This window comes from Bradyrhizobium sp. LeoB3 (genome assembly GCF_055456055.1).
Map to the genome: position 1 here is coordinate 63,444 of NZ_JBVBEF010000028.1, position 20,825 is coordinate 84,268.

Here is a 20,825-nt window from a genome sequence, read left to right on the forward strand (position 1 = left end):
CATCAAACGAACTTCTCGCGCGGTCCTGCGGCGGAGCTGCGCAGGTGGGGCCGCAGGGCCAGCACGAGTGGGACGACCAGGGCGGCCGTCGCCGCCGAGGCCAGCACGCCGATCATCCGACTGCTGTGATCGGCAACCGCGCCGTAGAGGATCGGCGCGAGACCTCCCGCGCCGATGACGCTCGTATAGAAGACCGCGAAAGCCCGCCCCGTATCGCCGTCGGAAAGCTCCGGCACGGTGCCATAGAGCACCGACGAGGTGCCGTTCAGCACGATGCCGAGCAACGGCAGCAGGATGAGCGTTGGCGTCAGTGGCGTGAACAGCGTCGCCACGATGAGCAGGGCTGTTACGGCCTCGCTCACCATGACGCTACCGACAACGCCCAGCCGCTCGCCGAGCCAGCCGAATGTCGCTTTGCCGAACGCGCCACCGATGAACAGCAGGGCAAGCGCGACTCCAACGGCCGGCAAGCCCCCGCCCTGTCCATGGATGAGGAAGGGCAGAAACAGCAGATATCCCATGCGGGTCGCCGTATCGAGCGCGCCGATCGTCGTGAGGATGCCAAAGCCGCGGCGGCCGCGGCCGGACGTCACCTCTCCCGTGACATTCCTCGTGACCGAAGCCGCCGGTGCCAACGGGACCAGCGCGACCACCAGGACGGCTCCAAGCATCGCCATCAAGCCCAGCACCGATTGCCAGGCGAAGATCGGCAGCAGCACTGCGATGAACGCCGGCAACGCGGCTTTTCCGAGATCGCCGGAAAAGTTGTAGATGCCGAGCGGCCGTCGCGCCGCCGTGCCATAACTGTCGGTGACGAGCATCGAACCACGTGGGTGCTGGATGCTCGATCCGATGCCGGCTACGACGAGGCCGACGCAAAGACCCGCGAAGCCGAACGGCAGCGCCATGATCAGCAAGCCCCCCGCCGCAGCGACGGTAGACAGGATTAGCGCCGCGCGCGGCGACAAGCCGCGAAGAACGCGGTCGGCCGGGATCTGCATGCCCCCCATCGTCCCGAAATACAGTGCGCGCACGACGGCGAGCGCCGCATAGGACAGGCCGAACTGCGCCTGCCAGACCGGCAGGAAGGCATAGAGACCGTCGGTATAGCCGTCATGAAGCGCGTGGGTGAGGCACGCGGCCAGCAGGCTGCGCGATTTCGCCGGGGCCGACGAACTTGATGCGGTTTCGCGCGGACGGCTCGCAGCCGCCATCGCTGCGTCGTTCATGTCGATTCCTCCGCTTCCGGGGTGAAGGAGAACTCTTGGGATGATAGAAAATCTACACCGCGATCCCTTTCGGACCTGCCGGCGCGCTGATTCTTGCGACCAATCCAATCTGGACTATTGAGGTGACCGTCACAAATCAGTAATAATCGAGCTATGAGTTAGGATTTCTATCCAATGAGTATTCCCGTCCAGCGCAGGACTTTGCCACCGCTCAACGCCGTCCGCGCTTTCGAGGCGGCAGCTCGCCTTGGCAGCTTCAAGGAAGCGGCGACCGAATTGGGCGTGACACATGGCGCAATCAGTCAGCAGGTGCGCCTCCTTGAGGATCGGCTGGGAGCGCCCGCGCTGTTCTGGCGATCAACGCGGCGGGTCACGCTCACACCAGCCGGCACAGCGCTGCTCGAGGAGATCGGCCCGGCGCTCGACCGCATTTCGTCCGCTGTCAGGCGCCATCACGCGACACGCGGCGAAGTGCCGGCCGCCGTGCTGCGCGTCAACGCGCTGGCGACGTTCAGCATGCGCTGGCTTCTTCCCCGGCTGAGCCGTTTTCGCAACGAGCGACCCGACATCGAGGTCCGCCTCACCACGTCAAACGACCCGATCGACGCGCTTGCCGACACGTTCGACGTGGTCATCCGCGGCGGCCCGGATTCGTTTCATGGCTTTACGTCCCGGCTGTTTCTTTCGGAGCGCCGATTGCCGGTCTGCAGCCCCGCACTCGTCGCGAAGCTGCCGCTGGAGGACGTTTCCGATCTCGCGCAGCACACGTTGCTGAACGTCACGTCGATGCCGCGGCTATGGCACGATTGGCTGGTGCAAGCCGGACAGCCTCGCGTCACCCCGGCGGCGACGCTGACACTCGATCATTTCTTTCTGACCATTCAGGCGGCGATCGATGGTTTGGGCGTGGCGATGGGACCGACCGCCCTGATCGGCGACGACGTCGCGGCCGGCCGCCTGATCGCGCCGTTTCCCGATGTCAGCCTTCCGGCGAGGAGCTACTTCGCCTACTTGCCCACGGGCACCGAAAGTGGCTCACAGACAGCGGCGTTTTGCGATTGGCTGGAGCAAGAAGGGCAGCAATCCGCCGGAAACGCAACGGCCGCATGACGAACTGACCATGCCGCCTGGGCTGGCAAAACCCTCGAACGTTCCGCAGCGGCTATTGTTCAACGCTTTTATCGATCGTTGCTGCTAGTCTGGATTTCGGTTGTTGCAAATCCCGGACCCGAGCCGGACATGCTTCAACGTCGGTCAAGGGGCCCTTGCCAATGCAAATGTCAGCTTCCGGTCACGATGGGTCATTGAATGCCACGCTGAGCGGTGTCCGGCCTCTCCCCGTGAGCTGACGCGGCGATCTTCCATCCGGGTTCGATTATAAGCCACAAGGCGACCTCGGAGGCAGCCGATGCGGGTGACCTACCGCTCTAGCTCTGTGCGAATTCGATCACGGTGCTGGATGTGCAGCACCTGACATGCATTAAAGTTCTCCAGAAGTATCTTAGCTTCCGCTAGATCGTGGCCGAGGCGGGCGAGGTTTACAATCCGTTGCTCTTGCTCAGCAATGTGTCGTTCGGCCTCGGCAACGTGCCGCTCGGCTTCCTCCAAGTGACGAAGCTGCATCGCGCGAACTTCTGATTGAAGAAGGTCTGACATAGCTCGCTCCCGTCCTGTGCAGGCGGGAGCGCAACCGTCTCTCAGCCACCAGCGCCCGTATCGCTCACTGCCAGTGATGTCCTGACTCTACCATCACCTGATCAGGCAGCGGGATGAATTCGTGGTGCTGTCGCCCGAGGAAAGTGTCGGGGCGGGGGCAAGTCTGGAGAACCCTGATGGGGGCTGAGATAGTTGGCTTGGCCTGTCGAATGACGCGGTCAAGTGCGGCGGCGTTCTCGCGATGGAGCCGCGTTCAGCGAAGCCCGGTCTACCGCGGCGAGCCGACGTAACAATCCCTAATGCAGTCTTCAGCTATGGCCACAAGCGGACATCGCTCACCCGGGCCCTCGCACCCGCGCCCTTTGATCGCTCAGCGGAACAACCTCCACCGTGGCACTTTCGGTCATGCGGTCGCGCTCGATCGTCAGCCGCACCTGCCGGCCGACCGGCGTCAGCCCGATCACGTTGCGCATCTGCGTTGCGCTGCGGACGGGAATGTCGTTGGCCTTGAGGATGATGTCGCCGCGGCGCAGCCCCGCGCGCTCCGCCGGAGAGCCGGGACTGACTTCCTTGATGCGGGCGCCCTGCGTCGCGCCCGTGGCCGGCGCTTCCATGTCCTCCAGCGCAATGCCGATGCGCCCGCGCTCGACTCGTCCGGTCGCCGCAAGCTGGTTCATTACCTCGCGCGCCATGTTGATCGGCACCGCAAAGCCAATGCCAACATTGCCGCCGCCCGGCGAGATAATCGCCGTATTGATGCCGACCAGCTGACCTCGCAAGTTGATCAGCCCGCCTCCGGAATTGCCGGGATTGATTGCCGCATCGGTCTGGATGAAATCCTCATAGCCGTGCTTGCCGAGCCCAGTGCGCCCGAGCGCGCTGACGAGGCCCGAGGTGACGGTCTGGCCGAGTCCGAAGGGATTGCCGACCGCGATCACGAAGTCACCGACCTGAAGCGCGTCGCTGTCGCCGAGTGCAATAGCCTTGAGCCCGGCAGGCTCCCTGATCTGCAGCAGTGCGATATCGGTGGGCGGATCGCGGCCCACAACCCGACCGGCGAACTTGCGGCCGTCCTTGGTCCTGATCTGCACTGCGGTGGCATTGGCGACGACATGGTTCGCCGTCAGCACATAACCGCGCTGGGCGTCGACGATCACGCCCGAACCGGTCGCGCTGACTTCCTTCTCCAGTTGCTTCGGGACGTTGAAGAACTCGCGGAACAGCGGATCCTGGTAAAGCGGATTGTCCTCGCGCACTCGCCCCTGAACCGAAATGTTGACGACCGCGGGCGTCACTTCCCGCACGAGCGGCGCAAGCGTCGGCACGCGGCCTGTATTGAGGTCCGGAATCTGAGCGGTGGCCGGCGCTGCCGACAGCGCCCACCACAACCCGGAGATGACGCCCAGCCATCCGAGCAAACGCAAAACTCGCATGAAATCTCCCCCAGAATCTGTCTTTCGGCCTCCAGCGGCCGCCGCGTCGGTTAGCTGGTTGACCGAAAATGGCCGTTCAAGAGGCGGCCTGGCACTCGGTCGCCCGGAGTGACAAAAATTTATTTAGGGACCCTTGACGGACTTTTTTCCGCTTCCTAGGTCGTTTTCCGCCCGGGGCCGGTCCCGGACCCGGCTTTATGACATCGCTGACCTGACAAGGAGGATGTGCATGCATTTCCGTCCATTGCACGACCGCGTGCTCGTGCGCCGCATCGATGCCGAAGAGAAGACTGCCGGCGGCATCATCATTCCCGACACCGCGAAGGAAAAGCCGCAGGAGGGCGAGATCGTCGCCGCGGGGCCCGGCGCGAGGAATGAGCAGGGCCAGTTGACCCCGATCGACGTCAAGCCGGGAGACCGCGTGCTGTTCGGCAAGTGGTCCGGCACAGAGGTGAAGATCGACGGCCAGGACTACCTGATCATGAAGGAGAGCGATCTTCTGGGCGTGGTCGACAAGACCGGCTCGCTCAAGAAGGCCGCCTGAGCAAATTGCAAGAGCTGACAGTCATTGAGAGAAAGGAGCAGGCAAATGGCTGCCAAGGACGTGAAATTCTCCACGGAAGCCCGCGAGCGGATGCTGCGGGGCGTGGACACGCTGGCGAACGCCGTGAAGGTCACCCTCGGTCCCAAGGGACGCAACGTCGTGATCGAGAAATCCTTCGGCGCACCCCGCATCACCAAGGATGGCGTCACCGTCGCCAAGGAAATCGAACTGGAAGACAAGTTCGAGAACATGGGCGCACAGATGGTGCGCGAAGTCGCCTCCAAGACCAACGACCTTGCCGGGGACGGCACCACGACTGCGACCGTGCTGGCCCAGGCCATCGTCAAGGAGGGCGCGAAATCCGTTGCGGCCGGCATGAACCCGATGGACCTCAAGCGCGGGATCGATCTTGCGGTCGACGCCATTGTCAATGACCTCAAGTCCCACGCCAAGAAGGTCACCTCCAACGAGGAGATTGCCCAGATCGGCACCATTTCGGCCAATGGCGATACTGAGATCGGCCGCTTCCTTGCCGATGCGATGCAGAAGGTCGGCAATGAGGGCGTCATCACCGTCGAGGAAGCCAAGAGCCTCCACACCGAGCTGGAGGTGGTCGAGGGCATGCAGTTCGACCGCGGCTTTGTCTCGCCCTACTTCGTCACCAACACCGAAAAGATGCGGGTCGAACTCGAGGATCCCTACATTCTGATCCATGAGAAGAAGCTGTCCGGTCTACAGACCATGCTGCCGCTGCTCGAAGCGGTGGTGCAGTCTGGCAAGCCGCTGCTGATCGTGGCCGAGGATGTCGAGGGCGAAGCGCTTGCCGCGCTCGTGGTCAATCGACTGCGCGGCGGCCTCAAGGTCGCGGCGGTGAAGGCGCCAGGCTTCGGCGATCGCCGCAAGGCCATGCTGGAGGATATTGCCATCCTCACCGGCGGCACCGTGATTTCGGAAGATCTCGGCATCAAGCTCGAGAATGTCACGCTGAAGATGCTCGGGCGCGCCAAGAAGGTCGTGATCGACAAGGAGAATACGACCGTGGTCGACGGCGCCGGGGCCAAGAAGGACATCGAGGCTCGCGTCACCCAGATCAAGTCGCAGATCGAGGAGACCACCTCCGATTACGATCGCGAGAAGCTGCAGGAGCGGCTGGCCAAGCTCGCCGGCGGCGTCGCCGTAATCCGTGTTGGTGGTGCGACCGAAGTCGAGGTCAAGGAGAAGAAGGACCGGGTCGACGATGCCATGCATGCGACTCGCGCTGCGGTCGAGGAAGGCATTCTGCCGGGCGGCGGCGTGGCGCTGCTGCGTGCGCTGAAAGCGCTCGATGGCTTAAAGACCGCCAATGCCGATCAGAAGGCCGGCGTCGATATCGTGCGCCGCGCGATCCAGGTGCCGGCGCGGCAGATCGTCCAGAACGCCGGCGAGGACGGCTCGCTCGTCGTCGGCAAGCTGCTCGAGAACTCCGACTACAACTGGGGTTTCAACGCCGCCACTGGCGAATATGAGGACATGGTGAAGGCCGGCGTGATCGATCCCGCAAAGGTCGTTCGCACCGCGTTGCAGGACGCGGCCTCCGTTGCAGCTCTGCTGATCACCACGGAAGCACTGGTCGCCGACAAGCCCAAGAAGTCCGAGCCGGCCGCTGCAACGCCGCCAATGGATTTCTAATCAAGCACGGGCCCGGCCGGAAACGGCCGGGCTCTCCGCCAACCGCGACGAGAAAGGAAGCTCACAAGCGCCAGGGAGCCTCAGATGAGCACTCGCATTCAGGATCGATCGCGCAAGATTGGGGCGACGGCAATGCATTGGCTCATGTTCGCCCTCAGCCTTCTCACGATCGCATGGATCAGTTTTTCAAGGACAGGAGGATGAGATGACCCGAAACTACGCATCCAGCTCGGCTTGGCCCAAGACATCAGGACGCGGCGTCCGCAGAACCGTCGCAGCCGCTTTTGCCATGGCGATGGTGCTCGTGCCCGTTAGCGCCTGGGGGATGGATAGTACGCCAAGGTTGGCGCTCGACAGCGCTGGCCACCTTCTGCCGCTCCCACCCATTTCCTATCTGGAGTCGGTCCGCTGGATGAGCTGGAAACCGCGGTCCCCGCTTTTCAAGACCGATATCCTACTGTTGCCGGACAATATTCAGCCAGGCTCCTTTCAACTTCCATCCGAACATGAGCGCAGCTTGCCGAGAGTGAGCTGAGTCCGCACGTGGCGCGATCCGCGCTGCATGGGTCGCGCCTGCTGCTACTGAGGGCAACCATGTTCGAATTGGCACACCGTCAGCAGATTTCCGAGCGCTCCGATTCACACCTGCCCGACGCCGTGCGCGCGTTCCTGATCGAGAGCGACCGGCGGGTGATCGCGCATTGCCATAGCTTGCTGAAGGGAAGCGGCCTGTCCGCTGAGGAGCGCCGCCGGTTGATTCGTCTCGCCAGCGAGGCCGAGGCTGAGCTGGAGCATCTGACCGCCCAAGCTGGGAGCAGCAAAAATTTCGGGAGGCGCCCTTGAAACCATAGTTGTTTTTCGTAGTTCTGTTTTGCCGCAAGGCTGCGGCGCCGGATGCCAGATCGGGTCCGGCGGACTGAACTGGGCGCCGGACCGGTGTCCTGCGCTCCTTCGTATCCATCTTGCTCTTAGGAGGACTTGGCTATGAGGAACGTTGACTTCACTCCCCTGTGGCGGTCGACCGTCGGGTTCGATCGCATCTTCGACCTGCTCGACGAGACGCAACGGACCGTCGAGGAACACTATCCACCCTACAACATCGAACGGCTGGGCGAAGATCACTATCAGATCACGCTTGCGCTCGCCGGTTTCGACCCGGACGAGATCGCGATCACGGCCGAGCAGAACGCGCTGACCGTCGAGGGCCGCAAGGCCGACGAGGCGAAACGCGATTACCTCTATCGCGGCATCCCGGCCAAGGGTTTCAAGCGGCAGTTCAATCTTGCCGATTATGTGCAGGTGAAGACGGCAGCGTTCGATAACGGACTGCTGCGGATCGAGCTCGTCCGCGAGCTGCCCGAGACGATGAAGCCCCGCCGCATTCCGATCGGCGGCACCGAGCAGATCACCCACAAGCAGGCGGCCTGACGCCGCCCGTGTCTAAGGGCATTGGTGCGCGGGTGCCGCATCCGCACACGCGGGGCATCTGAGAGAAAGGGAGTCCAACATGACAATGCGCGATCTAATTCCGTGGAACAAGAACCAGCAGCTCACGACGGGCGAGGCTTACGATCCGTTTCTGACGTTTCACCGTGAGATGAATCGACTTTTCGACGACGTCTTCCGCGGGTTTGGCAGCTTCGGCAGCGTCGGCCGGCCCGGGTCCCCGCTGATCGAAGGCCAGTTTGGCTGGCCGCGCATCGAGCTCAGCGAAACCGACAAGGCCGTCACGATTTCCGCCGAGCTTCCGGGACTGAGCGAAAAGGACGTCCAGGTCGAAATCGCAAACGGCGTCCTGTCGATCCGCGGCGAGAAAAAGGCCGAACACGACAATGGCGGGCGCTACAGCGAACGCTACTATGGCTCGTTTGAGCGCCGTATCCCGCTCGATGGCGTCCAGGAAGACAAGGCCGAAGCCAACTTCCGCAATGGCGTCCTCACGGTGAGCCTGCCGAAAACCGAGCAAGCCAGCCAGGGCGTCAAACGGATCGCCATCAACACCAGCAACTGACGTGCCCAGGACGGCGGCGCCCGCGCCGCCGTCCGCCACCAACCTAGAGAAAGGAGCAAGAGGAGAGCAAGACATGAGCAGGCCTGATCGTTTGACGGGCAGTGTAGATGCCCCATTTCATCCTGTATCTCACTATAGTTCGCCAGCCGATGTCCTGAATGATGAGGTGCTGTCGCCTCCTGAGAAACGGGTCATTCTCTCCTCCTGGGCTTCGGACCTGTACACCGTCGATTCCTGCCCAGCCCTTCGCAAGATCCCGGGGCTTGCTGCTCCCATGCATCTTGAGGATATCCTCGCAGCGTTGCGGCAGCTCGACGAAGAGGAGAAAAGGGGCGGCGCCGCGGTAAGATTCACCGCACAAGCGCAGCAAGCAGCGAGAAATCGCCAGCCCCGCATCGCTATCTCGTCACGGTGGAGCAGTGAGGCCAATGTGCGGCGATATCGCCGATTGCTCGCAACGCATTTGACGGAAAACGAGCGGCGGTTGGTCGAGCACAGACTGGCGGAGGAGCTTGCTCAACTCAGAAGTCAAAGCAACGTCACTGAATCATCGGAGTCTCAGTAGAGATCCGCGGCCGCTGCACCTCTGGTGATGTGCGGCCAAGCTCGTGAACACATGAGGGCCTCAGGCAACGCCGGCTCAGAGTAACGAAGGACGGACTGAAAAATGAGGATTGCTCAGATTGCCCCGCTGTACGAGAGCGTGCCGCCGCGGCTCTATGGAGGAACGGAGCGGGTCGTCTCATACCTGACGGAGGAGTTGGTTCGGCAGGGACACCAGGTGACACTGTTCGCCAGCGAAGATTCCATCACCTCTGCCGAACTTGTACCCTGCACGCCGCGCGCCCTACGCCTCGAGCCGGGCGTCCGCGACGCACTACCCCACCACATGATCATGCTCGACAAGGTGCGAGAGCGCGCCGACGACTTCGACCTCCTCCACTTCCATATCGACTACCTGCACTTTCCGCAGTTTCGCCCGGAGCGAGCTCGTACGCTGACCACCCTTCACGGCAGGCAGGACCTCGCCGACCACATGCCTTTTTATCGGCGGTTCGCGGACATGCCGCTGGTATCGATTTCAAATGCGCAGCGCATGCCGCTGCCAAACGCAAACTTTGTCGCGACAGTTCATCATGGCCTGCCGCTCGATCTACTGACGCCTAATTTCGAACCGAAAGGCGGCTATCTCGCATTTCTTGGACGCATCTCACCGGAGGAACGGCCGGACCGTGCTATCGCGATTGCTCGATCGGCCGGCCTTCCCCTCAAAATCGCGGCAAAGGTTGATAAAGCAGACGACAGCTATTTCCGCGACGTTATCGCACCGATGCTACGAGGAGGCGGAGTCGAATTCGTCGGCGAGATCAACGAAAACACAAAGAACGACTTTCTCGGCCAGGCTGCCGCATTGCTGTTCCCGATCGACTGGCCCGAACCGTTCGGTCTGGTGATGATCGAGGCCATGGCATGTGGTACCCCGGTGCTTGCCTTCCGCCACGGATCGGTCCCTGAAATCGTCGAGGACGGACTGACCGGCCGGATCGTGTGTGATGTGGACGAGGCGGTGCGCGCCATTCCGGGGCTGCTGACCCTCGATCGCAAGGCGATCCGTGCGCGCTTCGAGGAGCGCTTCTCCGCCGCCCGTATGTCAACGGATTACGTGAGGCTCTACCAAAAGATGCTCCGAGAGCACGCCGCGTCCGACGGCCGGCTGTCGACGCTCGCCGCCCGTTCGGCCAACATCAGCGGACACGGATCAGAATCATCATCCGTGGCACGGAAGGATAATTGAAACGGCAAATCAAGCCGAAATCGAGCATCGAGGTCAGCGACGCCGCCCGGTTTCTATTCCGGTCCTTCCCCAATCAATGAGGAGGAACGGTTTTACCTGGAGTCGCTGATCCGAGAGGATTTTGAGCGTTGCCATCCCGATGACACGCTCGACTATCTTAGACGCCGGGGGCGTTTTCCAAAGAGGACAGGGGACTGTTGCGGGACTGGATGGCGGTAGCGGTCCGCCGCGTCGCTGGTACGACGATCTAATCAATCTCGCCGGCTCGATTTGCGGGCATTCAAGCCGAGGGAATCCGACTCATCGGATTTTGCTCAGAAAGACTGTCTATGTTCGAAAGGAGAATAAATTTCGCTTCGGCTTAACACAGGTAAGTGGACTCGCTGCTCGGGTGAGGTGATGCTACTTTTTCCCGAGTGGAGGCGTGCATGGGTTTTTCGATCGAAGGCGGTTCTAAAGAGGACTTTCAAACCGTGATTATCGTGGTGGATAGGCTGGAACAGGAAAGGGCTCAGCTGCTTGCTCTTCGAAAAAAGGTGTCGGACGCGGCCGCTGGGCGAGGGCTCTGCAGTGCGCCATCGCGCTCAATCGCCAAACGACGCCAAACCGAGGACATGAGCCATGAAGGACCTCACCGGAAAGTGGCACCAACTTCGAGCTGATGCGAAGCACTGTGCCGACCTCGGCATGTCGGCGACCGATCCACGTCAACGCGAGCTCTTTAAGCATTTAGGTGATGAGCTTGCTATCGCAGCGCTTGAGCTGGAACGGGTCGTGAAAAGCCAAAAACCGCATTCGGATTTGGACGAGCAGTGCGATGTCCTGTCCAAAGCCATCGCCGGGAAATGAGTCCCCGGCGCTTGCGGCGCGAACTGTTGGCCGAAGATGCTTCTCGTGACTTGGTGCCCATGAGCGCGAAAGCGCACCCTACAGGCCCGTGCGGCAAGCCGCTGGGCCTTGCGGTCGGCAAATGAACTAGAAGCTGGTCAAAAGCCGTATCGCAAGGCGCGGACTTGTTCCGGAACTCAAGGACCGCAATTGGCCGGGCGAGCAGCAGCCCTGGTTTCCGCCCGGCTAGGACTGGTGGGTACTTCCGGCCTGACCGGTGGCCGCCTTCCAATGTGGGCTAGACAGTCTTCTCCACATATTTCAAGTGAATGACCGTATTGGTCCACGCGTCACCGTCGGCGTTACCGCACTGACCTGGCCTGCAAAAAACGCCGCCAGAGCACCAAGCAGAAGAGCCAGAGCACCGAAGAGGGCACCGCGCGACACCGTCTTGGCCGTGGTGTCTGCCGCTTGCTGTGCTTGTAGTTTGGCCTTGGCGAGCGCTTCTCGGTACTGCTGTTGGTACTGTGCAACCTGAGCCTTGGCTTCATCGACGGAAATATTCTGCGCCTTGGCCAGAGCATCAGCAGCCTTATCCGTCGCAGCGGCCTGTTGTGCGGGGTCTCCCGAGAGCGCCGCACGAACGGCTGTTGCTGCGGCGTCCCGAAGTGCCGCGGGATCCTGGCCGCCGGAGGCACTGCGAACCCTGTTCTCGATGGTCGCCGCCGGATCGCTGATGGTGTTCAAGGAAGGCGCTGCGGTCTGGACCGCAGTTTGGACCGACCCGCCGATAGCTTTACCGGCCCCTCCCAGTGCTGACGATGCCGTGCTCAGGGCGCCGCCAATCAGACCCGAGGCTGCCGACGAGAGCAGGTAGACGACGATGAGAGTGGAAACCGCCCACGCAATCAGACCGTGATAGGCCGTCGTCGTGTGAGATGCCTTTCCTGAAAGCCGCCCAGCGATGTAGCCGCCGATTGCAGCCGCAACTATTCCGGAGATAACCCACCAGATACCAGCTCTAATGGAAAGTGACCCGGCGCTCGGAGTATCTCCCGCCGCGACGTCGACCGTCGAGAGCCCTACGCCGATTCCAATCATGTTGAGGATCATCTGCATCACGAGAGCAATCGTGGCACCGGCGAAGACAGCACCCCAAGAGACCTCAGTCAGCATTATGGTGCGGACCTCGTCGGCGGGTGCGACTGCACTCGCCTGGGGGGGATTTCGGTGGTCGCCTGGACGACCCACTTCCGGGGAATAAGCCATTTTGAGTGCCTTCTAAAAAGAACTTTGGTCCGTAACCTCCTCGTTCCAACGATGTTCCTACGCTTGCGAGATCGCTCCTGCGTCCACCTGACACAGGGCGGCGCGTTTCCATCCAAATCCCGAGTCGCCCACGAGTCGCATTCTGGGGAGGCGAGTGCGGGACCCAAACCCAAGCGCTCCCTCCATGATGGCCCTGCACTTGTTAAATCAACGGCGCCTTCGACGAGGCGTGATGGCTGACGATTTTCCAGTCGCCGTCCTCGCGGGCGATCACCCAGGTGATCTTGAGCGACAGTTTTATCGCACCTTGATCAACCTCAAACGACGCCGTGCCGGCGAGACCAGATCGGGGCCGACCTGTTCGAAGACGACGTCGCTGAATTGAACGGTAGATGTCCGCCACCGCGGCAATCCCTTGAAGTAAGCCGCAACACCGTCTCTCCCGCGATACAGTTTCGGGTTCGAGCCGAAGAACAGCGCGTGCTTCGAATAAAGCGAGGAAAGCGCGTCGGCGTCCAGTCTGCTGAAAGCCGCGGCCCATTTCGCGATGATGTCGGATGCGATGTCGTCGGCAGCATGTGGCATCGAATATCCAATTGTTTTGAACGGGCTTCAGCCCCTGGCGTATTCCTTGGCAAAAGTGTCGCGTAGGTTCGACCACGCTGGCCTCGATCCGCGCGTCGGACAGCACTTCCATCGACTGCGGATTGATGTCGGCGGCAAAATTGCCGGCTCGGGGCTCGGCTTGGCGAACACTGATTGTAAACGCGGATTTCGGCTAGGTGCGACTGGGCCGCCAGCAGCCAATGCATGGATAGTCCTTGTCGTCTTAGAGCGGACAGTCCGGTTGAAATGCCGGCGGTCTCTTTTCCACGAGAGCCGCAAGGCCTTCCTTCACTTCCGGTCCCGTAAATCCCATGAATTCAAGCGCCAACGAAGCATCGAATGTCGGCCCGGCCTGCCGGAGCCAATTGTTGAGCGCGTATTTCGTCCAGCGAATGGCACTCGGCGGTCCTGCAGCAAGACGGCCGGCGACTTCGATCGCTTTTGCGTCCAGTTCGTCGTCCTCGCAGCACATCGATACGACACCGATCCGCTCCGCCTCTTCGCCCAAAAGCTGATCGCACAGCAACAGATAGTATTTTGCCTTCGCCATTCCGCACAACAGCGGCCACACAATCGCCGCATGATCACCCGCTGCCAAGCCTAGCTTCGTATGCCCGTCAATGATGCGCGCCGTCTTGGTGGCGGGTGCAGTCGAAAAAAATGCAACTGCCAGCGGCCAAGAAACTCTGTCCTCTCGCCCAAACCGGGTTCGAAGCCTCGGGCCCGATGACCGAGATCGACGACCCCAGGACGATCCAGCTGGTGGCGACTCGGTGGCGATTCTGGACAAACAAAAAGCCGCTCTGACGAGCGGCTTTTTGGATTTATGCTGATATCACAGCATCTTATTTGGTTGCGGGGACCTGCAACCATCTCAAATTGCTATTTGAGGCCGCGGCCTGAGCAGTCAGATCGGCCGATCCGTGGGCAATATGAAAATCGAAGCCCAGCAACGAGCAACGTTTGTGGATATAACCGGAGGTCGGGGTCGGCCTACGAACCCCGCGTCCCGAACGTAAGTAACGATCGGAAAGATCAACAAAAACAATGCAGTTTGCTCGCGATTGGCCACCATTATCGCCGTTTATTCACGGTGTTTCGGTGGTCAACTGGTGGTCAGCAGGAGATGTCGCGTCATATAGGCAGATCGATTATTCATGCAAAGAACGCTTACGTCATCACTTACACGCGGCCATCGACGTTTCGTTCCTCGATGCACGGCAGACGGCCGCCGACCCCAGCGCGTCCGCAACGTCCTGGGCCGCATAGAGACGACCGCTTGCGCCAGAGAATGAGCCCTCTCGAGCCAGACGCGGAGCTCCCGATAGACGTCAAAATTTCCGTCGAGACTGCATGCGTACCGCGGGTCAATCATTCCGCGCAGATATGAGATCGCGAGCCTCCAGTCGAGGAGTGGATGATATCTGCGATTCTGATATTGCCGGACGCACGCGTAGCACGAGGTCGAGCAGCGCGTAACGTGGCGCTCGTCCAGAAAGTCTCTCAGAGGCCACTGCCCGCGATCTCCCACGACCTCGTCGACCAGCCGCGCGATCTCCGGTCGGCCGTCGCGCCCGACCTCTCCGAGACGCCGGCAGAGGCCTGATCCGTTGATCAGGGTGTCGGCAATCTGAAGCATCGGGCTGTCGCCTCGGAGCCGAGGCTCCAATGCGTCGAACTCGTCTGGCGCCACGTCGAGCACGAGCGCTGCCTTCTGCACAAGGAGGTGCGTGGCACTGATCGCGGCCGACCGGGCACCGGTCCTGGACCGCGCACCGCGGCGCGCTACGAGATCCAAATTCAACCGCCTATTGAAGCCGGTCGCCTCGAGGAAGAGCGCGTCTGTTTCCTTTTGTGCGAGCAGCCCGAACCTCATGGCGACGGGCGCTGTCAACGTCCACCTGCCGTTGCCGGCGATCCTTTCGATGCCCGGGTCGATGGCCTGCTCAGGCAGCGTTACGTTCTTCCAGCGTAAAACGTCGTTATCGGTGACAACGTCGGCGCCGAAGAACCTGGCTTGGCCATTCTCGTCCTCGACTCCGCTGTTGAGGTTCATGATCGTCGTTCCAGCGCCGACGTGCACCGTCAGGCTGCCCTCTTCGTCCAGCACGACCTACTCGCTGCTGATAGTTGAAGCGCTGGGGCGGCATATTCGCCTGGTAGACGGTCTGCAACGAACCGATGTCGATGCCGACCTCCATCGTCGTCGTCACGGACAGCATGTCGATTTCCTGTGCGTGCTGCCCGACCGGGTTGTCTTGACCAACGAAGATATCCTTGAAGCGCCTCCGAGAAGTCGTCAGTCTGGCCGCTCAGTTCCTCGCACTTCAGCCTGAAGCGCGGAATGTTCTGGTAATGCCCGCGGACGATACGGCGTCCGAGAAAGTTCGAATTCCACAACTCCTCGACCGGTCCCGTTCTCGCCGTCGGAAGCGGCGCATAGCAGCGAGTGCATCGGCCGACACCGCGGTGCATGTTGAATCCGCTCGCATGCAGTGCAGCGCCAGTACGGATCGTCGGCCCGGGCGATCTTCAGATAGAGCTTTCCTACTTGAATGGTGCCGCCGAGCTGATGTTCAACAGCGGGCGAACGGGCCGCTAAAGGCTTGCGCGAGGCCACTGCCAAGGAAGAAGCGAAAAACGAGAGCAAGATGGGGCACGATCTAGCTAAAGGCGCTGATCGCTTCGAAGAACGTTCCAAAAGCTCCGATGGAAAAAGCGCCTGCTTGTCGCTGATCTTGGAAGGGGCGGGCTTCTTCGGTTTCGCACGACGCCTCGTCCGCCCCGCTGCGGCCCCGCCGTCCGCAAGGTCCGTCGGCAGCTCGGCGTGCTCATTGAAGGGCCCGTTGGATCCGACGGGCCGCCTGAGCACGACGCCCGGCTTCGCCATCGTGGCAGCGACGATCTCGGGATCGTCGGTTTCCTTCGCCACTCCCTGGTGAAACAGGTTGCTGTCGGCGCCCCATGCCTCCAGAGCCGCCTTCATCGACGGCGCTGCGATCGCCTGGTCGTAGAAGCCCAGCGAGGTTTGGTAGGTCTTCAGTTTTCTCGGCATCGCGCCCGGGAGGTAGCTGCAACCACCCTAGTTATATAACCGAGCCGTGCACCGACGTCTCGCCCTGCATTGCGGCTACCAAGATCCGGCGGATCTGTTCGTGAACTAACGATCGCTCTTGCCGTTGTGCTGCATCCGAGTGGCCACGATTGTGCGTGTCCTGGGGCAACCATGAGGACCAACTCGCGCCAGCACCTCGATACGATCAGCGAGCAGGACCCGACCTACCTCGAGTCGCTGATCCGTGAGGATTACGAGCGATGCCATCCTGGCGAGACGTTGGAGGATCTCAAGCGGCGCGCGTCCTTTTCGAAGGAGGACAGAGGGCTGCTGCGGGACTGGATGGCGGTAGCGGCGGCTCGCGCCGCGGCCGCACGCGCGGACTGGGCGTTGCCACCACGCTGACGATCTACTGATCCGCCTCCCCTGTTGCAGGGCTCGCGGCTCACGACAATCCCGGTTCAACCCGGCGAGGCCCCGGGGTATCGAGCAGCTGCGAGACGGCGGCAGCCAATTGCGCGGGCGCAAATGGCTTTTCGATCAGGACGCTGTCCGCGACGCCTTGCGATTTTCAGTCAGGCGCGCTGGCGCTCGTCATGTAGACCACAGGAAAGTTAGGCGTGATTTCCCTGATCTGCCGCGCCAGCCCCCATCCGCTGATGCCATCACCGAGGTTGACCTCCGTCAGCAGCGCCCGGCACCCCTCCCGGCCGTCGAGAAAGGTGGAGAGGGCCGCCTCACCAGAATCAACCGAACAGGCCTCGAAACCGCTCTTGACCACGGCGTCCTCGATGGAGGTGCAGATCAGAGCTTCATCTTCAACGACCAGAACACGAACGGCGCCGCTCACATCCAAGTCTCCTTTCCCTGCGTTACGGCCGTGCGCCGCGTCCGCAGCCGGCCAGGCCTCTGACACGGTGTGCCGCCTCAAGCCACCGGCACACCGTAGTAGGAATTCACGGAGCGGGTGGTCGCGGCATCGCTCCAATTCCAACTGCTCTCGTCGGCGTATTTGGGGGCGCCGCGAAGCTGGTCCTGAGTGATTCCGGTGACGTAGCCACCGAGGTCGGTGTCGTACTTCAGAGCCTGCCAGGGCAGCGGATAGTGATCGTCGCCGATGCTGAGCAGGCCACCGAAGCTGAGCACCGCGTACGACACCTTGCCGCTGATCTTGTCGATCATGACACGCTCGATGTAGCCGACCTTTTGCCCGTCGGCCCCGTACACGTTCGTGCCCTCGACCTTGTCGCTTCCGATCAGGCTGAACGTCTCGCGATCTTCCATGGCCATGTTGACCTCCCGTAGGGTTGTCTTCCGGAGTCAACGGGACGACGATGGCTCCGTTCCCGGCGAGGCGGTTCTCGCAGCCGGCAGCGACCGGGACTGGGGTGACGCTGTCGCAACGCGTGCCGTAAGAAGCGGACGAGCGGAGGTCGAGATGGAGCTGACCGATCTGGAACGCGACTTTCTGAGGAGACTTCTCGGCGAATCCTGGATCAGCCCACCGCTATTCGACCATGAGACGGTGGCGCGGCTCGTAGAGCTGGGTCTGGTGGAAACCGAACCGCTTCCATCCGGAGATATCGAATACCGCATCACTGAGGCGGGGCGGACGGCGGCTACCGCGTAAGCGCCGATCGGCCGATCCGGGACTATCGTGAAGCGCGCCGAGGCCGGCGATCAGAAAGGTGGGAACTGGAGCGAGGCGGGGGTTGCCCTCCTGCTCGCCAGCCGGCTGCCTTAGCCTAGCGCTCCACTCGCGATAGCGTTCTGCGCCCTATCCGCAAAGACGTTCGATGGCGGTGGTTACGGAAGTCCGTTGCAAAGGCTCGTCGGGAACCCCGGATCGCGAACTCATTTAACTGGCAACAAAGCTCGCGATCTCTAAGCTGGCGGCCACGCGCAGGCATCCTGTGGGAGCTAGGAATCAGGGACCGGCCGCGAGCTCCGGATGAGCGCGACAGACGGCGAGCGCAGCGGCACTCGTCGCGTGACACAAGTGAAACTGCTGAAACTGCAGGGAGCACAAGAATACTCAAGGAGGGAAATGGTATGGCAGCTTCCAAGAAATCTCTCAACCCGACGATTTCCCGGTGAATGCCGAAGGCCGGAAAATTAAGAAGCAGGATGGCGAGCCCATCGCAAACGCCGAGGATCCGGCGGTCGCCGAGGACGTAGCCGAGCGCCTTAACGACGACGAAGCCCGACGCGAAGAGGATAAGTGGTCAGCCTGACCCCGCGAGGCTTCTAGTGTGCCCCGGTCGCGCCGGCCGGCTGCGAGAGAGGGCGCGTTTTCCCGCGTGCATCCCCCGGGTCTCCCTGCTTGAGCGAACCTCCGTGCTTGGCATAGGCGTGCGTGATCTCCGCCCCCATCAGGATGATCTGCGAGGTGTAGTAGACCCAGATCAGCACGACCACAATCGAAGCGGCCGCGCCATAGGTCGATTCCAGGCCCTGCTTGCCGATGTAGAAGCCGATCGCCGCCTTTCCGACCTCGAAGAACAAGGCGGTCAGGAGTGCCCCCAGCCAGACGTCGCGCCACCCGACGGAGACGTCCGGCAGCCACTTGAACATCATCGCGAAGAGCACCGTCACCACGGCGAACGAGACCACCAGGCTGACGACGTGCAGAACGCCCTCGGGCATGTACGGCGCGACGAACTTGCCGGCCGCGGCCAGAGCCGCTGTCACCAGCAGCGAGACGAGGAGAAGAAACCCGAGGGCGAGGACCGCTGCGAACGACAGCACGTAGTTGCGAGCGAAATGCCATATCCCGCCCTCCTCCGATTCCTCCACCTCCCAGACGACGTTGAGCGCGTCCTTCAACTGCACGACTACGCCGATCGCCGCGAACAGCAGGGCGCCGATGCCGAGGATCGTCGCCAGCGCCCCCTCCGCCGGCCGGCTAGCTCCCGCCAGCATCGACTCGATCGCCTTCGCGCCGGTCTCGCCGAGCATGCCTTTCAAAGACGAGGTAACCTGCGAGGTGACCGCCTCGTGGCCGAAGAAGAGGCCCGCGATCGCGATGGCGATCACGATGATCGGTCCGAGGGAAAACACAGAGTAGTATGCGAGCGCCGCGCCCTGACGGGCATCCTTGTGGCCCGACCAGTTGGCCGCCGCCTCTTTCGCCACCGTCCACCACATTGCCGCCGGACCCCAAGCCTTGGCCCGCTCCACGATCTACAAGGATTGCCAAGGTGCAAGGTTCCTGCGGCCGCGCATGGAACGATAATCCTAATACCCCATTGAACCGGAGAGACCGTCGCCCGCCGTTGAACTACGGCGCCTGTCGCGGATAGCCAAAGGTCTCAGGACCCGCTATTCAGAACTAGCGCTCGCGAGGATAGCCAAAGGCGGCGGCCTTCCTCGCAACGCGCGTCTTCAGACGATCCGCGCCCAAAGGATTGCGCGTCCCGGCCGCACTTCCTCAGTCGTCCCTACGCAGCGCGGCTTTAACCTCGGCAACAGGCCAACTTGCTCCGCCGGGAATGACGCGCACATTGACATCGCCCCCGACCAGCGTGTGCGAACTGATCTCATCGTCGCTCGGCATCACGGTCTTCCAGTTCAGCGTCAGGTCAAGATCGCCCGGATAGATCTGCCACCGCGAGCCATCCTCCAGCTCGACGATGTGGCTCTCCGAATGGAAACGGATCTTCATCGCTGCTCACGCGGCATCAAGGTCGCGCGGCTGGTGCGGACCGCGCTGCGCGGCCGGCGGGCGGCGCATCCGGACGCTCTCCTGATGATGGCACTTTGGACATCTTAGTCGCGGTTCTCGGTGCGCTGAAGCTGGCTTCTGAAGGTTCGCGGCCATCGGCCAGGCGCCGCACTCGGGGCAGTTCACCAGCAGAGTATCCGTTTCGATCATCGTGAGGGCTCCAGAATAACGCCCCGATGCCAACGGACGGAGCGCGCCGATGTTTCGGAGTGGGGCTCCGGGTACGCCCGCCTGACCTCATGCGACCGCTCGAGCGGCTTGATGCCGGATGGGCCGACTGTTCGCTGCCGCACGTCAGAAGCGCAGCATGCCGAACATGAAAAGCAGCACCACGGTTACGAGGGCAGAGACCAGCAGCGAGCCGAGACAGCCCAGTCGGTTGGAAAAGAAAAAGAACATGGCGGACACCGGGCAGGCGTCAGTCGTCGATCAGCGTGCCAATCAACGCGAGCAGGGACTGGTGTTCAGGTCCGTCGCCGCCCGCCCGAAGGAATTGTCCGATCTCGGTCAAGGACGCCTGTCCGCCTGAACTGGCGTTCGGCTGATGCTCGACCGCCGGGCGTCCGGAGTGCGGATGGCGGACCAGCCGCCAGACATCGCCATTGGCGCTTTCGTATAGAATTCTTCCGGTCATGCGGCTCAACCGAGGCCGGCCACCCGGGTTCCTACTAGAACCTGCTTGGGCCGTTCGCGAGGCTCGACGGAGCGTCGGCCGCAGAAGTGACCTTCCGCAGCGGCTCCAGCGCTCCCTCGGGTCCGACCAGAACCGCAGCGATCTTCTCGAACTCCGGGCGGTCCATTCGGGCGAGATCCGCCCGCCATTTCGCGGCATGCGCATCATACACCTGCGCGCGGGGGTTTACGTTTCGTGTCGAGCAATCCCGCTCATCGACAGGCTGGTCCTCTCAGCGAGCGGGCGCCGACGCACCGGGCGCAGCGCCGGTGACCTCCATCTGCGGATTGACCCTTAGCGTCAGGGCCACAATGCTGCCGACCAGAGCGCAGCC

General features: G+C 62.1%; 25 protein-coding genes and 1 pseudogene. 12 read left to right on the plus strand and 14 right to left on the minus strand.

Features of this window, described 5'->3' with window-relative positions; translation table 11 throughout:
* Window positions 1–2: 2 nt before the first annotated feature.
* On the minus strand, window positions 3–1,229 hold the full coding sequence (locus ACZXDY_RS19680) for an MFS transporter (protein ID WP_464346623.1): 1,227 nt from the start codon (window positions 1,227–1,229) through the stop codon (window positions 3–5).
* Window positions 1,230–1,403: 174 nt separating this feature from the next.
* On the opposite strand from ACZXDY_RS19680, the gene gcvA reads away from it, so the two are divergent.
* Complete coding sequence (gene gcvA / locus ACZXDY_RS19685; RefSeq protein WP_464346624.1) at window positions 1,404–2,339, plus strand: transcriptional regulator GcvA; 936 nt, start codon at window positions 1,404–1,406, stop codon at window positions 2,337–2,339.
* A 309-nt stretch (window positions 2,340–2,648) separates the two neighbouring features.
* On the opposite strand, the gene ACZXDY_RS19690 is transcribed toward gcvA, so the two are convergent.
* On the minus strand, window positions 2,649–2,885 hold the full coding sequence (locus ACZXDY_RS19690) for a hypothetical protein (protein WP_245287231.1): 237 nt from the start codon (window positions 2,883–2,885) through the stop codon (window positions 2,649–2,651).
* A gap of 335 nt (window positions 2,886–3,220) precedes the next feature.
* Window positions 3,221–4,318 (minus strand): trypsin-like peptidase domain-containing protein, encoded by a 1,098-nt coding sequence (locus ACZXDY_RS19695; RefSeq protein ID WP_464346625.1) that lies wholly within the window; start codon window positions 4,316–4,318, stop codon window positions 3,221–3,223.
* Window positions 4,319–4,547: 229 nt separating this feature from the next.
* On the opposite strand from ACZXDY_RS19695, the gene groES reads away from it, so the two are divergent.
* From groES to ACZXDY_RS19735, 8 genes are all read left to right on the plus strand, one after another.
* Complete coding sequence (groES, locus tag ACZXDY_RS19700; protein WP_165435176.1) at window positions 4,548–4,862, plus strand: co-chaperone GroES; 315 nt, start codon at window positions 4,548–4,550, stop codon at window positions 4,860–4,862.
* Window positions 4,863–4,907: 45 nt separating this feature from the next.
* Window positions 4,908–6,530, plus strand: a complete 1,623-nt coding sequence (groL, locus tag ACZXDY_RS19705; RefSeq protein WP_464346626.1) for a chaperonin GroEL — start codon at window positions 4,908–4,910, stop codon at window positions 6,528–6,530.
* 594 nt (window positions 6,531–7,124) lie between these two features.
* The gene (locus ACZXDY_RS19710; protein WP_464346627.1) at window positions 7,125–7,373 is read left to right on the plus strand and encodes a hypothetical protein; all 249 of its coding nucleotides are present in this window, start codon (window positions 7,125–7,127) and stop codon (window positions 7,371–7,373) included.
* A 141-nt stretch (window positions 7,374–7,514) separates the two neighbouring features.
* The gene (locus tag ACZXDY_RS19715) at window positions 7,515–7,958 is read left to right on the plus strand and encodes an Hsp20 family protein (RefSeq protein ID WP_464346628.1); all 444 of its coding nucleotides are present in this window, start codon (window positions 7,515–7,517) and stop codon (window positions 7,956–7,958) included.
* Window positions 7,959–8,037: 79 nt separating this feature from the next.
* Entirely contained in the window at window positions 8,038–8,541 is a 504-nt protein-coding gene (locus tag ACZXDY_RS19720) for an Hsp20/alpha crystallin family protein (protein WP_165435177.1), read from the plus strand.
* Between the two features lie 73 nt (window positions 8,542–8,614).
* Window positions 8,615–9,106, plus strand: a complete 492-nt coding sequence (locus tag ACZXDY_RS19725) for a hypothetical protein (protein ID WP_464346629.1) — start codon at window positions 8,615–8,617, stop codon at window positions 9,104–9,106.
* A 102-nt stretch (window positions 9,107–9,208) separates the two neighbouring features.
* On the plus strand, window positions 9,209–10,336 hold the full coding sequence (locus ACZXDY_RS19730; RefSeq protein ID WP_464346630.1) for a glycosyltransferase family 4 protein: 1,128 nt from the start codon (window positions 9,209–9,211) through the stop codon (window positions 10,334–10,336).
* Window positions 10,337–10,957: 621 nt separating this feature from the next.
* Window positions 10,958–11,185: a hypothetical protein gene (locus tag ACZXDY_RS19735; RefSeq protein ID WP_028163050.1), complete on the plus strand. Its 228-nt coding sequence runs from the start codon at window positions 10,958–10,960 to the stop codon at window positions 11,183–11,185.
* 300 nt (window positions 11,186–11,485) lie between these two features.
* Here the strand turns inward: ACZXDY_RS19735 and ACZXDY_RS19740 are convergent, their stop codons facing one another.
* The 6 genes and pseudogenes from ACZXDY_RS19740 to ACZXDY_RS19765 all read right to left on the minus strand — a co-directional run bounded on the left by ACZXDY_RS19740 (window position 11,486) and on the right by ACZXDY_RS19765 (window position 16,094).
* A complete protein-coding gene (locus ACZXDY_RS19740) occupies window positions 11,486–12,340 on the minus strand; it encodes a PhnA-like protein (RefSeq protein WP_464346631.1) in 855 nt (284 codons plus the stop codon).
* A gap of 390 nt (window positions 12,341–12,730) precedes the next feature.
* Window positions 12,731–13,018 (minus strand): YybH family protein, encoded by a 288-nt coding sequence (locus tag ACZXDY_RS19745; protein ID WP_349642654.1) that lies wholly within the window; start codon window positions 13,016–13,018, stop codon window positions 12,731–12,733.
* 244 nt (window positions 13,019–13,262) lie between these two features.
* Complete coding sequence (locus ACZXDY_RS19750) at window positions 13,263–13,829, minus strand: enoyl-CoA hydratase-related protein (protein ID WP_464346632.1); 567 nt, start codon at window positions 13,827–13,829, stop codon at window positions 13,263–13,265.
* Window positions 13,830–14,144: 315 nt separating this feature from the next.
* Window positions 14,145–15,149 (minus strand): hypothetical protein, encoded by a 1,005-nt coding sequence (locus ACZXDY_RS19755; protein WP_464346636.1) that lies wholly within the window; start codon window positions 15,147–15,149, stop codon window positions 14,145–14,147.
* Window positions 15,150–15,192: 43 nt separating this feature from the next.
* A pseudogene (locus ACZXDY_RS19760) lies at window positions 15,193–15,261 on the minus strand (hypothetical protein); the annotation flags it as partial.
* 77 nt (window positions 15,262–15,338) lie between these two features.
* A complete protein-coding gene (locus tag ACZXDY_RS19765) occupies window positions 15,339–16,094 on the minus strand; it encodes a hypothetical protein (protein ID WP_464346633.1) in 756 nt (251 codons plus the stop codon).
* A gap of 171 nt (window positions 16,095–16,265) precedes the next feature.
* On the opposite strand from ACZXDY_RS19765, the gene ACZXDY_RS19770 reads away from it, so the two are divergent.
* Window positions 16,266–16,499 carry a hypothetical protein gene (locus tag ACZXDY_RS19770; protein ID WP_035692076.1) on the plus strand — a complete coding sequence of 78 codons (234 nt, stop codon included), beginning with the start codon at window positions 16,266–16,268 and terminating at the stop codon, window positions 16,497–16,499.
* 166 nt (window positions 16,500–16,665) lie between these two features.
* On the opposite strand, the gene ACZXDY_RS19775 is transcribed toward ACZXDY_RS19770, so the two are convergent.
* Together ACZXDY_RS19775 and ACZXDY_RS19780 are read right to left on the minus strand one after the other, a co-directional pair.
* A complete protein-coding gene (locus tag ACZXDY_RS19775; protein WP_245287565.1) occupies window positions 16,666–16,944 on the minus strand; it encodes a response regulator in 279 nt (92 codons plus the stop codon).
* Window positions 16,945–17,021: 77 nt separating this feature from the next.
* Window positions 17,022–17,384 carry a PRC-barrel domain-containing protein gene (locus ACZXDY_RS19780; RefSeq protein ID WP_028167881.1) on the minus strand — a complete coding sequence of 121 codons (363 nt, stop codon included), beginning with the start codon at window positions 17,382–17,384 and terminating at the stop codon, window positions 17,022–17,024.
* 148 nt (window positions 17,385–17,532) lie between these two features.
* Between ACZXDY_RS19780 and ACZXDY_RS19785 the strand changes: the two genes are divergently transcribed.
* Both ACZXDY_RS19785 and ACZXDY_RS19790 read left to right on the plus strand, forming a co-directional pair.
* Window positions 17,533–17,724: a hypothetical protein gene (locus tag ACZXDY_RS19785; RefSeq protein WP_028167880.1), complete on the plus strand. Its 192-nt coding sequence runs from the start codon at window positions 17,533–17,535 to the stop codon at window positions 17,722–17,724.
* Window positions 17,725–18,187: 463 nt separating this feature from the next.
* Window positions 18,188–18,328, plus strand: coding sequence for a hypothetical protein (locus tag ACZXDY_RS19790; protein WP_196237401.1), 141 nt, complete (start codon window positions 18,188–18,190; stop codon window positions 18,326–18,328).
* 13 nt (window positions 18,329–18,341) lie between these two features.
* Here the strand turns inward: ACZXDY_RS19790 and ACZXDY_RS19795 are convergent, their stop codons facing one another.
* The 3 genes from ACZXDY_RS19795 to ACZXDY_RS19805 form a co-directional block, all read right to left on the minus strand.
* On the minus strand, window positions 18,342–19,241 hold the full coding sequence (locus ACZXDY_RS19795; RefSeq protein ID WP_455997622.1) for a YihY/virulence factor BrkB family protein: 900 nt from the start codon (window positions 19,239–19,241) through the stop codon (window positions 18,342–18,344).
* Between the two features lie 283 nt (window positions 19,242–19,524).
* Window positions 19,525–19,758 (minus strand): hypothetical protein, encoded by a 234-nt coding sequence (locus tag ACZXDY_RS19800; RefSeq protein ID WP_028167879.1) that lies wholly within the window; start codon window positions 19,756–19,758, stop codon window positions 19,525–19,527.
* A gap of 478 nt (window positions 19,759–20,236) precedes the next feature.
* On the minus strand, window positions 20,237–20,452 hold the full coding sequence (locus ACZXDY_RS19805) for a hypothetical protein (protein WP_464346634.1): 216 nt from the start codon (window positions 20,450–20,452) through the stop codon (window positions 20,237–20,239).
* Between the last annotated feature and the right edge of the window lie 373 nt (window positions 20,453–20,825).